The sequence below is a fragment of the Citrobacter sp. CK189 genome, assembly GCF_030333505.1.
In the GTDB taxonomy this organism is placed as follows: domain Bacteria; phylum Pseudomonadota; class Gammaproteobacteria; order Enterobacterales; family Enterobacteriaceae; genus Citrobacter_B; species Citrobacter_B koseri.
In genome coordinates this window covers 126445-141043 of the sequence record NZ_JAOWFV010000037.1, presented here as the reverse complement: position 1 = coordinate 141043, position 14599 = coordinate 126445, and the positions used below count along the sequence as shown (strand labels likewise).

At 54.4% G+C, this 14599-nt stretch carries 15 protein-coding genes and 1 pseudogene; 11 read left to right on the top strand and 5 right to left on the bottom strand.

Going from position 1 to position 14599, the window contains the following annotated elements:
- Positions 1–11: 11 nt before the first annotated feature.
- Positions 12–395 carry an aspartate 1-decarboxylase autocleavage activator PanM gene (gene panM, locus OGV83_RS08475; protein ID WP_024131029.1) on the bottom strand — a complete coding sequence of 128 codons (384 nt, stop codon included), beginning with the start codon at positions 393–395 and terminating at the stop codon, positions 12–14.
- 545 nt (positions 396–940) lie between these two features.
- On the opposite strand from panM, the gene livK reads away from it, so the two are divergent.
- From livK to ugpQ, 10 genes are all read left to right on the top strand, one after another.
- Positions 941–2050 (top strand): high-affinity branched-chain amino acid ABC transporter substrate-binding protein LivK, encoded by a 1110-nt coding sequence (livK, locus tag OGV83_RS08470; protein ID WP_012135565.1) that lies wholly within the window; start codon positions 941–943, stop codon positions 2048–2050.
- Between the two features lie 61 nt (positions 2051–2111).
- Positions 2112–3038 (top strand): high-affinity branched-chain amino acid ABC transporter permease LivH, encoded by a 927-nt coding sequence (gene livH / locus OGV83_RS08465; RefSeq protein ID WP_012135564.1) that lies wholly within the window; start codon positions 2112–2114, stop codon positions 3036–3038.
- Complete coding sequence (gene livM / locus OGV83_RS08460; RefSeq protein WP_110493705.1) at positions 3035–4312, top strand: branched chain amino acid ABC transporter permease LivM; 1278 nt, start codon at positions 3035–3037, stop codon at positions 4310–4312. The genes livH and livM overlap by 4 nt, the downstream gene beginning before the upstream one ends.
- A complete protein-coding gene (livG, locus tag OGV83_RS08455; RefSeq protein ID WP_110493706.1) occupies positions 4309–5076 on the top strand; it encodes a high-affinity branched-chain amino acid ABC transporter ATP-binding protein LivG in 768 nt (255 codons plus the stop codon). Before livM ends, livG begins: the two co-directional genes overlap by 4 nt.
- Positions 5077–5093: 17 nt before the next feature.
- Positions 5094–5807 (top strand): high-affinity branched-chain amino acid ABC transporter ATP-binding protein LivF, encoded by a 714-nt coding sequence (livF, locus tag OGV83_RS08450; RefSeq protein ID WP_047463875.1) that lies wholly within the window; start codon positions 5094–5096, stop codon positions 5805–5807.
- Positions 5808–6013: 206 nt separating this feature from the next.
- The gene (gene ugpB / locus OGV83_RS08445) at positions 6014–7330 is read left to right on the top strand and encodes a sn-glycerol-3-phosphate ABC transporter substrate-binding protein UgpB (protein ID WP_024131025.1); all 1317 of its coding nucleotides are present in this window, start codon (positions 6014–6016) and stop codon (positions 7328–7330) included.
- Positions 7331–7430: 100 nt separating this feature from the next.
- Complete coding sequence (gene ugpA, locus OGV83_RS08440; RefSeq protein ID WP_024131024.1) at positions 7431–8318, top strand: sn-glycerol-3-phosphate ABC transporter permease UgpA; 888 nt, start codon at positions 7431–7433, stop codon at positions 8316–8318.
- Positions 8315–9160, top strand: coding sequence for a sn-glycerol-3-phosphate ABC transporter permease UgpE (ugpE, locus tag OGV83_RS08435; RefSeq protein WP_047460601.1), 846 nt, complete (start codon positions 8315–8317; stop codon positions 9158–9160). Before ugpA ends, ugpE begins: the two co-directional genes overlap by 4 nt.
- An 8-nt stretch (positions 9161–9168) precedes the next feature.
- Entirely contained in the window at positions 9169–10239 is a 1071-nt protein-coding gene (locus OGV83_RS08430) for a sn-glycerol-3-phosphate import ATP-binding protein UgpC (protein WP_049009227.1), read from the top strand.
- Complete coding sequence (gene ugpQ, locus OGV83_RS08425; RefSeq protein WP_286463426.1) at positions 10236–10985, top strand: glycerophosphodiester phosphodiesterase; 750 nt, start codon at positions 10236–10238, stop codon at positions 10983–10985. The genes OGV83_RS08430 and ugpQ overlap by 4 nt, the downstream gene beginning before the upstream one ends.
- On the opposite strand, the gene OGV83_RS08420 is transcribed toward ugpQ, so the two are convergent.
- The gene (locus OGV83_RS08420) at positions 10966–11346 is read right to left on the bottom strand and encodes a DUF2756 family protein (protein ID WP_012135554.1); all 381 of its coding nucleotides are present in this window, start codon (positions 11344–11346) and stop codon (positions 10966–10968) included. The genes ugpQ and OGV83_RS08420 overlap by 20 nt on opposite strands.
- A 120-nt stretch (positions 11347–11466) precedes the next feature.
- On the opposite strand from OGV83_RS08420, the gene ggt reads away from it, so the two are divergent.
- The gene (gene ggt, locus OGV83_RS08415) at positions 11467–13212 is read left to right on the top strand and encodes a gamma-glutamyltransferase (protein ID WP_286463425.1); all 1746 of its coding nucleotides are present in this window, start codon (positions 11467–11469) and stop codon (positions 13210–13212) included.
- A 75-nt stretch (positions 13213–13287) separates the two neighbouring features.
- Here the strand turns inward: ggt and OGV83_RS08410 are convergent, their stop codons facing one another.
- From OGV83_RS08410 to OGV83_RS08400, 3 genes and pseudogenes are all read right to left on the bottom strand, one after another.
- Entirely contained in the window at positions 13288–13542 is a 255-nt protein-coding gene (locus OGV83_RS08410; RefSeq protein WP_110493711.1) for a MarR family transcriptional regulator, read from the bottom strand.
- A 64-nt stretch (positions 13543–13606) separates the two neighbouring features.
- On the bottom strand, positions 13607–13843 hold the full coding sequence (locus OGV83_RS08405; RefSeq protein ID WP_223849110.1) for a hypothetical protein: 237 nt from the start codon (positions 13841–13843) through the stop codon (positions 13607–13609).
- Position 13844: 1 nt separating this feature from the next.
- Positions 13845–14599: pseudogene (locus tag OGV83_RS08400) on the bottom strand (hypothetical protein); the annotation flags it as partial.

Genomic DNA, 14599 nt, shown 5'->3' with positions numbered 1-14599 from the left:
CGGCTTTTTTATTACCGTTTTTCCCAGCCGTCCGCCTGCGCCGTAAACCCTAATGCCTGCATAAACGCCGCCATTACGCCTCGCTCTTCGACGCCGACATCTGCCATCCACCAGGCTGAAACGCCCGGATTATTGCGGATCACCTCTTCCACCAGATACTGCCCCACGCCGCGACGACGCGTGATCTCGCGAACCCGCAATGAATCCAGCGCGCCTTGCGTACCGCTTAGCGTTACCCGCACAGCGCCCAACAGACGCTCATTGAAACGCGCCGCGTAGATCCGGTGAGTATCATCTACGCTTAAAGACGAGGCGGAGTATTCCGGCCAGATTTTACCCAGATCGATGAGATCCTGGGCGCTAAAGTTTTCTAAACGAACGATGGTCAGCTTCATCGACAGCATGTCCAAATCACCAAAGAGAGAACCAGTGTACCGAAATAATGTGTTCCGACACTTTCTCTTTTTTATTTCATTTACCAGGCGATTAGTTTTTTGGCAACGATAAGTACAGTTTGAAACATCAGAGAATGAAAAACAGGCAGGATAATCCCCTGGGAGGCAGTGTTTTATTCCGCTCTTTGTACCGTTATTTTATGCTGACAAGTGCGCTTTTTTTTGTTTATCTATAGTTGAAATCAGAATATTATCTTTTCTTAATCGACTGAAAAATAGAGTGTTTACTCTGATTTTGCATAAAAAACTGTGCTAAACCATTAATGCAACAGGTAAAAATAGCATAGTTCAAAAAAAGCACAGTCTGCTTTTTAACCACATAAATACAAAATATATACACAAAATCATTCAAGGTGCATCAAGGCGGCAAGAGCGTGAATCCCCAGGTGCTTACATAAGTTAGTGACTGGGGTGAACGCACGTAGCCAACACCGGGGCAGCTTGAAGGATGAAGTGTAATAACGTCACGAATGGGGATTCAGTAAATGAAACGGAATGCGAAAACGATCATCGCAGGAGTGGTTGCACTGGCGATGTCGCATACGGCAATGGCGGACGATATTAAAGTCGCCGTTGTCGGGGCGATGTCCGGCCCGGTAGCGCAGTGGGGCGATATGGAATTTAACGGCGCTCGTCAGGCCATTAAAGACATCAACGCCAAAGGCGGCATCAAAGGCGATAAGCTGGTGGGCGTTGAGTATGACGACGCCTGTGACCCGAAACAGGCTGTCGCGGTGGCGAACAAAATCGTCAACGACGGCATTCAGTACGTTATCGGCCACCTGTGCTCCTCTTCCACACAGCCCGCGTCTGATATCTATGAAGATGAAGGCATCCTGATGATCTCCCCGGGTGCCACAAACCCGGAACTGACGCAGCGCGGCTACGAACACATCATGCGTACGGCGGGCCTGGACTCCTCCCAGGGGCCAACGGCGGCGAAATACATTCTTGAGAAAGTGAAGCCGCAGCGTATCGCCATTATTCACGATAAGCAGCAGTACGGCGAAGGTCTGGCGCGTTCCGTACAGGACAGCCTGAAAGCGGGCAACGCCAATATCGTGTTCTTTGACGGGATTACCGCTGGCGAGAAAGACTTTTCCGCGCTGATTGCCCGCCTGCAAAAAGAGAATATCGACTTCGTTTATTACGGCGGTTACTACCCGGAAATGGGCCAGATGCTGCGCCAGGCGCGCGCTATCGGTCTGAAAACCCAGTTTATGGGGCCAGAGGGCGTGGGCAATGCCTCACTGTCCAACATTGCTGGCGCGGCGGCAGAAGGCATGCTGGTGACGATGCCAAAACGCTATGACCAGGACCCGGCGAACAAAGGCATTGTCGATGCCCTTAAAGCCGACAAAAAAGATCCTACCGGCCCTTACGTGTGGATCACCTACGCTGCGGTGCAGTCGCTGGCAACCGCAATGGATCGTACCGGCAGCAAAGCGCCGCTCGATCTGGTGAAAGATCTGAAAGCACACGGGGCTGATACCGTGATTGGGCCGCTGAACTGGGATGAAAAAGGCGATCTGAAGGGATTTGAGTTTGGTGTCTTCCAGTGGCATGCCGACGGCTCATCGACCGTTGCCAAATAACGCCTGAAGACAAGTTATCCCTCCGCCCGCGCAAAACGGGCGGGTTGAGAAAGGTTACCTTATGTCCGAGCAGTTTCTCTATTTCTTGCAGCAGATGTTTAACGGCGTCACGCTGGGAAGCACCTATGCGCTGATCGCTATCGGCTATACGATGGTTTACGGCATTATCGGCATGATCAACTTCGCCCACGGCGAGGTCTATATGATCGGCAGCTATGTCTCTTTCATGATCATCGCCGCGCTGATGATGATGGGCATTGATACCAGCTGGCTGCTGGTCGCCGCCGGGTTCGTCGGGGCTATCATTATCGCCAGCGCCTATGGCTGGAGTATTGAACGGGTGGCCTATCGGCCAGTGCGCAGTTCCAAGCGACTGATTGCGCTCATCTCCGCGATCGGGATGTCTATTTTCCTGCAAAACTACGTCAGTCTTACCGAAGGTTCGCGTGACGTGGCGCTCCCCAGCCTGTTTAACGGCCAGTGGATTATCGGCAGCAGCGAGAACTTCGCCGCCAGCATTACCACCATGCAGTTGGTCATCTGGATTGTCACTTTCCTGGCGATGCTGGCGCTGACGCTGTTTATCCGTTACTCCCGTATGGGACGCGCCTGCCGCGCCTGTGCGGAAGACCTGAAAATGGCGAGTCTGCTGGGCATTAATACCGACCGCGTGATTGCGCTGACCTTTGTGATTGGCGCGGCGATGGCGGCGGTGGCGGGCGTGCTGCTCGGTCAGTTCTATGGCGTTATCAACCCGTATATTGGCTTTATGGCCGGGATGAAGGCCTTCACCGCTGCTGTGCTTGGCGGCATCGGCAGCATTCCTGGCGCGATGATTGGCGGCCTGATTCTGGGCGTCGCCGAAGCGCTCTCCTCTGCGTACCTGAGTACCGAATATAAAGATGTGGTGTCGTTTGCGCTGCTGATTCTGGTGCTGCTGGTCATGCCGACCGGTATCCTGGGCCGCCCGGAGGTAGAGAAAGTATGAAACCGATGCATTTTGCGATGGCGCTGCTCTCTGCCGGCATGTTCTTCGTACTGGCGGGCATCTTTATGGGCGTTCAACTGGAACTCGATGGCACCAAACTGGTGGTGGGGACTGCTGCGGATATTCGCTGGCAGTGGGTGTTTATCGGTACTGCCGTGGTCTTTTTCTTCCAGTTGCTGCGACCGATTTTCCAGAAAAGCCTGAAGGGCATTTCCGGGCCTAAATTTGTTCTGCCAGCGATTGATGGCTCAACCGTGAAGCAGAAGCTGTTCCTGATTGCGCTGCTGGTCATCGCCGTCGTGTGGCCGTTTATGGTGTCGCGCGGCACCGTTGATATCGCCACGCTGACCATGATTTACATCATCCTCGGTCTTGGGCTGAACGTGGTGGTGGGGCTGTCTGGTCTGCTGGTGCTGGGCTACGGCGGTTTCTACGCCATTGGCGCGTATACCTTCGCGTTGCTGAACCACTATTACGGTCTGGGGTTCTGGACCTGCCTGCCGCTGGCGGGGCTGGTCGCGGCGGCGGCGGGCTTCCTGCTTGGCTTCCCGGTATTGCGCCTGCGCGGCGACTACCTGGCGATTGTGACCTTAGGCTTTGGCGAGATTGTGCGTATCCTGCTGCTCAATAACACCGAAGTGACCGGCGGGCCGAACGGTATCAGCCAGATCCCGAAACCGACGTTCTTCGGTCTGGAGTTCAGCCGTACCGCCCGAGAAGGCGGCTGGGATACCTTCAGCAACTTCTTCGGCGTGAAATACGATCCATCCGACCGCGTGATTTGGCTTTACCTGGTGGCGTTGCTGCTGGTCGTCTTCTCGTTGTTTGTGATCAACCGTCTGCTGCGTATGCCGCTGGGGCGGGCATGGGAAGCGCTGCGTGAAGATGAAATTGCCTGCCGTTCATTAGGCTTAAGCCCGACGCGCATTAAGCTGACGGCGTTTACCATCAGCGCCGCGTTTGCGGGGTTCGCCGGAACGCTGTTCGCCGCGCGCCAGGGCTTTGTCAGCCCGGAGTCGTTCACCTTTGCCGAATCCGCTTTTGTACTGGCGATTGTGGTGCTTGGCGGCATGGGTTCGCAGTTCGCGGTTATTCTCGCCGCCATCCTGCTGGTGGTATCGCGCGAGCTGATGCGTGACTTCAACGAATACAGCATGTTGATGCTCGGTGGTTTGATGGTACTGATGATGATCTGGCGTCCGCAGGGCTTGCTGCCGATGACCCGTCCGCAGTTGAAACTGAAAAACGGGGAAGCGAAAGGAGAGCAGGCATGAGTCAGCCATTATTATCCGTTAACGGCCTGATGATGCGCTTTGGCGGTCTGCTGGCGGTAAACAACGTTGAACTGGAGTTGCATCCACGCGAAATCGTCTCATTGATCGGGCCAAACGGCGCCGGGAAAACCACGGTCTTTAACTGCCTGACCGGTTTCTATAAACCGACCGGCGGCACCATTATGCTGCGCGATCAGCATCTGGAAGGGCTGCCGGGCCAGCAGATTGCCCGTATGGGTGTGGTGCGTACCTTCCAGCACGTCCGCCTGTTCCGTGAGATGACGGTGATTGAAAACCTGCTGGTGGCGCAACATCAGCAGTTGAAAACCGGCGTCTTTTCGGGTCTGTTGAAGACTCCGGCGTTCCGTCGGGCGCAGAGTGAAGCGCTCGATCGCGCCGCCACCTGGCTGGAGCGTATCGGCCTGCTGGAGCACGCCAACCGCCAGGCCAGCAACCTGGCCTACGGCGACCAGCGTCGTCTGGAGATCGCCCGCTGCATGGTGACGCAGCCGGAGATCCTGATGCTGGATGAACCGGCGGCGGGCCTGAACCCGAGAGAGACCAAAGAGCTGGACGAATTAATTGCGGAGCTGCGTAATCATCACAACACCACCATTCTGCTGATTGAGCATGATATGAAGCTGGTGATGGGGATTTCCGATCGCATTTACGTGGTGAACCAGGGAACGCCGCTGGCGAACGGGACGCCGGAAGAAGTTCGCAACAACCCGGACGTGATCCGCGCCTATTTAGGTGAAGCATAATGGTGGTGACGCATAAGATGGAAAAAGTCATGTTGTCCTTTGACAAAGTCAGTGCCCACTACGGCAAAATCCAGGCGCTGCACGAGGTGAGTCTGCATATTCGTCAGGGAGAAATCGTCACCCTGATTGGCGCCAACGGCGCGGGTAAAACCACGCTGCTCGGCACGTTATGCGGCGATCCGCGCGCCACCAGCGGTCGGATTGTGTTTGATGGTAAAGACATTACCGACTGGCAGACGGCGAAAATCATGCGTGAAGCGGTGGCGATTGTCCCGGAAGGGCGTCGCGTTTTTTCTCGTATGACGGTAGAAGAGAACCTGGCGATGGGCGGTTTTTTCGCCGAGCGCGACCAGTTTCAGGAGCGCATTAAGTGGGTTTACGCGCTGTTCCCGCGTTTGCATGAGCGTCGTATCCAGCGTGCGGGCACCATGTCCGGCGGTGAACAGCAGATGCTGGCGATTGGTCGTGCATTGATGAGCCAGCCGCGTTTGCTGCTGCTGGATGAACCGTCCCTGGGTCTGGCGCCGATCATCATCCAGCAGATTTTCGATACCATCGAACAGCTGCGCGAGCAGGGAATGACCATCTTCCTCGTCGAGCAGAACGCGAATCAGGCGCTGAAGCTGGCGGATCGCGGCTACGTGCTGGAAAACGGTCATGTGGTGCTGGAAGATACCGGCGATGCGTTGCTGGCCAACGAAGCGGTGCGCAGCGCATACCTCGGAGGTTAAACCGTCTGTGTGCCCGGTGGCGCTACGCTTACCGGGCCTACATATTATCTTCACCATTCCATCATCTTCTTATCATCCTGCTGACGTTTGGCTGTCATTTATTTGTAACTAAAAAGTTATTTTTCTGTCATTCGCGCATGTCATGTTACCTCGCGAGCATAAAACGCGTGATATCGCGCATCCGGCACAACAAGAGAGATAAGCGAATGACATCGTTACGACATACAGCGTTAGGACTGGCGTTAAGCCTGGCATTCGTGGGAAACGCCATGGCCGTTACCACCATTCCATTCTGGCATTCTATGGAAGGCGAGCTGGGGAAAGAGGTTGATTCTCTGGCGCAACGTTTCAATGCGGCCAATCCTGATTACAAGATTGTGCCGGTGTATAAGGGCAACTATGAACAGAGCCTGAGCGCGGGTATCGCCGCGTTTCGTACCGGTAACGCTCCGGCGCTGTTGCAGGTTTATGAAGTCGGCACTGCGACTATGATGGCGTCGAAAGCGATTAAACCGGTCTATGAAGTGTTCAGCGACGCGGGCATCAGTTTCGATGAGTCGCAGTTTGTACCGACGGTGTCCGGTTACTACACCGATTCCAAAAGCGGACATCTGTTGTCCCAGCCGTTTAACAGCTCCACGCCGGTGCTGTACTACAACAAAGACGCTTTCAAAAAAGCCGGTTTAGATCCAGAGCAGCCGCCGAAAACCTGGCAGGATCTGGCGGAGTACACCGCGAAGCTGAAGGCGGCGGGAATGAAGTGCGGCTACGCCAGCGGCTGGCAGGGCTGGATTCAGATTGAAAACTTCAGCGCCTGGCATGGTCTGCCGGTCGCCACCCAAAATAACGGCTTTGACGGTACTGACGCGGTGCTGGAATTTAACAAGCCGGAGCAGGTGAAACATATCGCGCTGCTGGAAGAACTGAACAAGAAGGGTGATTTCAGCTACTTCGGGCGTAAAGACGAATCCACTGAGAAGTTCTACAACGGCGATTGCGCCATCACCACCGCCTCTTCCGGTTCTCTGGCGGATATCCGCCACTATGCCAAATTTAATTACGGCGTAGGCATGATGCCTTATGACGCGGATGCCAAAGATGCGCCGCAAAACGCCATTATCGGCGGGGCGAGCCTGTGGGTGATGCAGGGTAAAGACAAAGAGACCTACACCGGCGTGGCGAAATTCCTCGACTTCCTGGCGAAGCCGGAAAATGCCGCTGAATGGCATCAGAAAACCGGCTATCTGCCGATCACCAAAGCGGCTTACGACCTGACCCGCGAGCAGGGATTCTATGATAAGAACCCCGGCGCGGATATTGCCACGCGCCAGATGCTGAACAAGCCGCCGTTGCCGTTCACCAAAGGTCTGCGTCTGGGCAACATGCCGCAGATCCGCACCATTGTGGATGAGGAGCTGGAAAGCGTGTGGACCGGGAAGAAATCCCCGCAGCAGGCGCTGGATGCCGCCGTTGAGCGTGGTAATCAGCTGCTGCGTCGCTTTGAGCAGTCAACGAAATCGTAACGCATGATATGCCCGGAGGCGCTGCGCTTACCGGGCCTACAAGACCGTAGGCCGGGTAAGGCGAAGCCGCCACCCGGCACTGTTCAGGAATCAAATCTTCATGTCATCATCCCGTCCGGTGTTTCGCTCGCGTTGGCTGCCGTATTTGCTGGTTGCGCCGCAACTGGCGATCACCGTCATTTTCTTTATCTGGCCTGCGGGCGAAGCGCTGTGGTATTCGCTGCAAAGCGTCGATCCGTTTGGGCTGTCCAGCCAGTTTGTCGGTCTGGATAACTTTGTCGCCTTATTCCATGACAGCTACTACCTCGACTCCTTCTGGACGACGATGAAATTCAGTGCGCTGGTGACGGTAAGCGGCCTGTTGGTCTCACTGTTTTTCGCCGCGCTGGTGGATTACGTGGTACGCGCAAGCCGCCTGTATCAAACGCTGATGCTGCTGCCTTACGCCGTTGCGCCAGCGGTGGCCGCCGTACTGTGGATCTTCCTGTTCAACCCTGGGCGCGGGCTAATCACCCATTTTCTTGCCGGGTTCGGCTATGACTGGAACCATGCGCAACACAGCGGCCAGGCCATGTTTTTGGTGGTGTTCGCTTCAGTCTGGAAGCAGATTAGTTACAACTTCCTGTTCTTTTTTGCCGCGTTGCAATCCATTCCCCGCTCGCTGACGGAAGCGGCAGCGATTGATGGGGCGGGTCCGGTTCGGCGCTTCTTTAAACTTTCGCTACCGCTGATTGCACCGGTGAGTTTCTTCCTGCTGGTGGTCAATCTGGTGTATGCCTTCTTCGACACCTTCCCGGTGATCGACGCCGCTACCGCAGGCGGACCGGTACAGGCGACGACCACGCTGATTTATAAGATCTACCGCGAAGGCTTTGCCGGGCTGGATCTCTCCGCCTCTGCCGCACAGTCGGTGGTGCTGATGTTCCTCGTCATCATTCTGACGGTTATCCAGTTCCGCTATGTGGAAAGTAAGGTGCGTTACCAATGATTGAGAACCGTCGCGGGCTGACGATATTCAGCCACACTATGTTGATTCTGGGGATTGTGGTGATCCTGTTTCCCTTGTACGTCGCCTTTGTGGCGGCGACGCTGGACAACAGCGCGGTGTTCGATACGCCGATGACGCTCATCCCCGGAACGCATCTGCTGGAAAACATGGCAACGATCTGGGTTAACGGCGTGGGCGTGAACAGCGCGCCGTTCTGGCTGATGATGCTTAACAGTTTCATCATGGCTTTTGGCATTACGGTGGGGAAAATCACCGTTTCTATGCTGTCGGCGTTTGCCATTGTCTGGTTTCGTTTTCCGCTGCGTAATCTGTTTTTCTGGATGATCTTTATCACCCTGATGCTGCCGGTTGAGGTGCGTATTTTCCCGACGGTGGAAGTGATCGCCAATCTGAAAATGCTCGACAGCTACGCGGGTCTGACCCTGCCGCTGATGGCCTCAGCGACCGCCACCTTTCTGTTTCGCCAGTTCTTCATGACGCTGCCGGACGAGCTGATTGAAGCGGCGCGCATCGACGGCGCTTCACCGATGCGCTTTTTCCGCGACATCGTGCTGCCGCTGTCAAAAACCAATCTCGCGGCGCTGTTCGTCATCACTTTCATCTACGGCTGGAACCAGTACCTGTGGCCGTTGCTGATTATTACCGACGTTGATCTCGGCACCGCCGTTGCGGGGATTAAAGGCATGATCGCCACCGGGGAAGGCACCACTCAGTGGAATCAGGTGATGGCGGCGATGCTGCTGACCCTGATTCCCCCCGTCGTTATCGTTTTAGCCATGCAGCGCGCGTTTGTACGCGGCCTGGTGGACAGTGAGAAGTAGGAAATTTTATGGCTGGTTTGAAATTACAGGCAGTAACCAAAAGCTGGGACGGCAAAACCCAGGTCATACAGCCGTTAACGCTGGATGTGGCGGATGGCGAGTTTATTGTGATGGTTGGGCCGTCCGGCTGCGGTAAATCGACGCTGCTGCGTATGGTGGCCGGGCTTGAGCGGGTAACGAGCGGCGATATCTGGATTGACCGCCAGCGCGTTACGGAGATGGAGCCGAAAGACAGGGGCATTGCGATGGTGTTCCAGAACTACGCGCTCTACCCACACATGAGCGTAGAGGAGAACATGGCGTGGGGGCTGAAGATTCGCGGCATGGGCAAAGGGCATATTGCCGAACGGGTGAAAGAGGCGGCGCGGATTCTGGAGCTGGACGGTTTGCTCAAACGCCGTCCACGCGAGCTTTCCGGCGGCCAGCGCCAGCGTGTGGCAATGGGGCGTGCGATTGTGCGCGATCCGGCCGTCTTCCTGTTTGATGAGCCGCTGTCCAACCTTGATGCTAAATTGCGCGTCCAGATGCGCCTTGAGTTACAACATCTGCATCGCCGCCTGAAAACCACCTCGCTGTACGTGACGCACGATCAGGTCGAAGCGATGACGCTCGCCCAGCGGGTGATGGTGATGAACAAAGGCGTGGCGGAGCAAATCGGTACGCCGGTAGAGGTGTATGAGAAGCCCGCCAGCCGCTTTGTGGCGAGCTTTATCGGCAGCCCGGCGATGAATCTGCTGGAGGGGCGCATCAGCGCCGCAGGCACCCATTTTGAGCTGGAGAGCGGGATGGCGCTGCCCGTTAACTGGAACTATCGTCGCTATGCCGGGCGGAAAATGACGCTGGGTATCCGTCCTGAGCATATTGCGCTAAGCTCGCAAGCGGAAGGCGGCGTACCGCTGGTGATGGACACGCTGGAGATGCTGGGGGCGGATAACCTGGCGCACGGACGCTGGGGCGATCAAAAAATGGTCGTGCGGCTGGCGCATCAGCAACGCCCGACGGCAGGCAGCACGCTATGGCTGCATTTGCCGGAAAATCATCTGCATCTTTTCGATGGCGAAACAGGACAACGAGTATGAGTAACTGGCCTTATCCCCACATCGTCGCGCATCGCGGTGGCGGAAAACTCGCACCGGAAAACACGCTGGCGGCGATTGACGTGGGGGCGCGGTGCGGACACACGATGATTGAGTTTGACGTGAAGCTGTCGAAAGACGGCGAGATCTTTCTGCTGCATGACGACAACCTGGAGCGCACCAGTAACGGCTGGGGCGTGGCGGGGGAAGTCAACTGGCAGGATCTGCTGCGCGTTGATGCCGGGAGCTGGTTTAGCGGCAAGTTTAAAGGCGAGCCGTTGCCGCTGTTGTCTCAGGTAGCGGAACGCTGCCGCGAGCACGGCATGATGGCGAATATTGAAATTAAACCGACGACCGGCACCGGGCCATTGACGGGGAGAGTGGTGGCGCTGGCGGCGCGGGAGCTGTGGTCTGGAATGACCGCGCCTTTGCTTTCATCGTTTGAAATTGATGCGCTGGAAGCGGCGCAACAGGCGGCGCCAGAGCTACCGCGCGGTTTACTGCTGGATGACTGGCGTGACGACTGGCATACGCTGACGACCCGACTGGGCTGCGTCTCTGTTCATCTCAACCATAAATTGCTCGATGAAGCGCGGGTAAAAACGCTCAAGGCGGCGGGACTGCGCATTCTGGTTTACACCGTCAACAAACCCCAGCGCGCGGCGGAACTGCTGCGCTGGGGCGTGGACTGCATCTGTACCGATGCCATTGATGTGATTGGGCCGGATTTTACTGCGGCGAGTTATTGAGCATATCGCCACTCTGTCGCTGGGGCAGCAGATGTTGCTGACCGCTGCTCTGGCGGGTTCCACCGCTTAACATACCGCCATTGTTGTTTGGTAAAACCTGCTCACGCACCTGGCCCTGCTGGACCCGCTGCGCGTTATTGTTCATCTGCGTTTGCAGATGCTGTTGCTGAAGCTGGGTCTGCGTTTTTAACTGCTGGTTAAGCATTCCTTTCTGCTGGGTCTGCTGCGTCTGCATTTGGGTTTGCATCCGCTGTTGACTCGGGATCTGATACCCCGGCTGATTCGGGTTATTCATGGTGTTGATGGGCTGCGCAAAGCCGGAAAACGGCAGTAGCGCCGCTAAAATTAAGAGTCGTTTCATCGTCTTTCCTCCTCTGGGGGGATCTATTAAGTTTACTCCTTTCCCGTCGCAACGATGATTATTTCAGAGTTATGCACCAGGCTTAGTGGGGGGCTGACCCCGTATCTCTGGAGAATAACGATGATGAAACCGACGTTTTTGCGCCGGGTAGCCATTGCTGCTCTGCTCTCAGGAAGTTGTTTTAGTGTTGTTGCCGCGCCGCCTGCGCCACCTCCGGTGTCATACGGTGTTGAAGAGGATGTTTTCCACCCTGTTCGTGCGAAGCAGGGGATGGTGGCATCCGTGGATGCGATGGCGACCCAGGTCGGCGTCGATATCCTTAAGCAAGGGGGAAATGCCGTCGATGCGGCGGTTGCCGTTGGCTATGCGCTGGCGGTGACGCATCCGCAGGCGGGGAACCTCGGCGGCGGGGGTTTTATGCTGCTGCGCACCAAAGACGGGAATACCACGGCGATCGACTTCCGCGAAATGGCGCCAGCCAATGCCACCCGCGATATGTTCCTGGACGATCAGGGCAATCCTGACAGTAAAAAATCGCTGACGTCGCACCTGGCGACCGGTACGCCGGGCACCGTGGCCGGATTCTCGCTGGCGCTGGAGAAATACGGCACCCTGCCGCTCAACAAAGTGATACGCCCGGCGATGAAACTTGCGGATGAGGGATTCGTCGTCAACGATGCGCTGGCGGATGACCTGAAAACCTACGGTAGTGAGGTGCTGCCGAATTATGAAAACAGCAAGGCTATTTTCTGGAAAGACGGCGAACCGCTGAAGAAGGGCGACAAGCTGGTGCAGAAAAACCTGGCGAAAAGTCTGGAGATGATTGCTGAGAATGGCCCTGATGCCTTCTACAAAGGGGCAATAGCCGACCAGATCGCACAGGAGATGCAGAAGAACGGGGGGCTTATCACCAAAGAGGATCTGGCGGCTTACAAAGCGGTAGAACGTACGCCGATTAGCGGCGATTATCGCGGGTATCAGGTCTTTTCGATGCCGCCTCCGTCCTCCGGCGGCATTCATATCGTGCAGATCCTCAATATCCTTGAAAACTTCGACATGAAGAAATACGGGTTTGGCAGCGCCGATGCCATGCAGATAATGGCTGAAGCGGAGAAATATGCCTATGCCGATCGGTCGGAGTATCTCGGCGACCCGGATTTTTTGAAGGTGCCGTGGCAGGCGCTGACCAGTAAAGCGTATGCGAAATCCATCGCCGATCAGATAGATATCAATAAAGCCAAACCGTCCAGCGAGATTCGCCCCGGTAAACTGGCGCCGTATGAAAGCAATCAGACCACCCACTTCTCGGTGGTGGATAAAGACGGCAACGCGGTGGCCGTTACCTACACCCTGAACACCACGTTTGGCACCGGGATTGTGGCGGGAAACACCGGAATTCTGCTCAACAATGAGATGGATGACTTCTCCGCGAAACCTGGCGTACCAAACGTTTACGGTCTGGTGGGCGGCGATGCTAACGCCGTAGGGCCGAAGAAACGTCCGCTGTCGTCAATGTCGCCGACCATTGTGGTGAAAGACGGCAAAACCTGGCTGGTGACAGGTAGCCCTGGCGGTAGCCGGATTATTACCACCGTGCTGCAAATGGTGGTCAACAGCATCGATTTCGGGATGAATGTCGCTGAGGCGACCAACGCACCGCGTTTCCATCATCAGTGGCTGCCGGATGAGCTGCGCGTGGAAAAGGGCTTTAGCCCGGATACGCTGAAACTCCTGGAACAGCGTGGGCAAAAAGTCGCGCTGAAAGAAGCGATGGGCAGCACCCAGAGTATCATGGTCGGGCCGGATGGTTCGCTGTACGGCGCGTCTGACCCGCGCTCAGTCGATGATTTAACGGCGGGGTATTGAGGTAAGTGGCCCTCTTCGGTGGAAGGGGGCTTGACTTATTAGACATAATTTTGGGAAGGATTATAAAATTCAAGGCTAAAGAAGTTGTTGTTGGTTTTTAAGGAAGTCAAAACCATTTTGGGAAACTCTGTAGCGTGGTCTTGATTTGTCCTTACCGTATACGACATCAACTAATCCGTGATTAACCAGAATAGTTACGATATTAGCAACGTTACTAAATCCAGGAATGTTTCTGGTAGCCAGGGTACGATCCAGAACCATCCAGTTCCAGTTAATGTCTTTTTCTGCCATAACTTTCAATACGTTAAACTCAATTATAGTTATTGTTATATATAACTATTTGATTTTTATTTATTGCTCTTTACCTTTTTAAAGGTGTTTTTTTTGTGATGCATTAGATAATTCCCAATGATTCTGGAAGGTTTCTAACATATTCTGCTTTATCACTTGTATATTTTTTTGATAAATTTTTAAATATATTAGCCATGTTGTCTCTATCTTCATGGTTTAAGGATTGCAGTTCAGCTGAAATACCTTCCATTGCTTCTACAGCGCAGTCAGGATCAAGCAAATCAGGGCTGGTAAACTCCAAAAATATAGCCAGATCGACAATGATTTTTGCAAGTTTCACTTCACTGTTCTTTAACAATTTTCACCTCTATATTTTTGATTCCCAATTCATCAAACATCTTTTGTGCGCGACTTGCTTGAGTTTGATTTGGTACTTCCCAACGTCCTGTCATTTTGTTATTGTTCAATGCTTCGGACTGTCTTATTGCTTGATCTTTAGCTTTTTGAGTCGTAACTACAGATATCTTCCTGTCTATCATTACATTTCCATCAACTCCATCAAAGCGAACCGGCCTGCTATTATTTTTTGTATCGGTTCTATCTATGGTTGGTGCTTGACCTTTTTGAGTATTAATGTTTGAACGAGCACCAGTAGCTGAATCGTTATAATTTCTTGCTCTTTGACTCATTCCTGCATTTTCATCAACCCATTTAACCTTTTTTAATTCCTCTAACTGCCTGAGGTTGGGTTGTTTTCTTGCAAAGAGTATAGATGCAGCAGCAATACCCAGTCCAATTGTTTTTTCATTAAGCACCTGCTCGTAACCAGCAGGTGCATCGCCACCTAATTTATCCGCAGTGGCCCTGAACCTCTCTATATTCCCATTGTAAACGCCACCTGCGGCAAGCAGTCGGCCGACAGCTTTACTGTTAAGGGTTTTCAATCCCGGATTGAGCGGGGGGATAAACAGACGGTTGTAGTTCTCGGGCAACGCCAGGTAGCTAAACTCAGTGTCGGCAATAAGGTGTTTGCAGAGGATATATTCATAGCTGATGGTTATTGTTTCTGTATCTAAATTATTTTCGCTGAATTGGT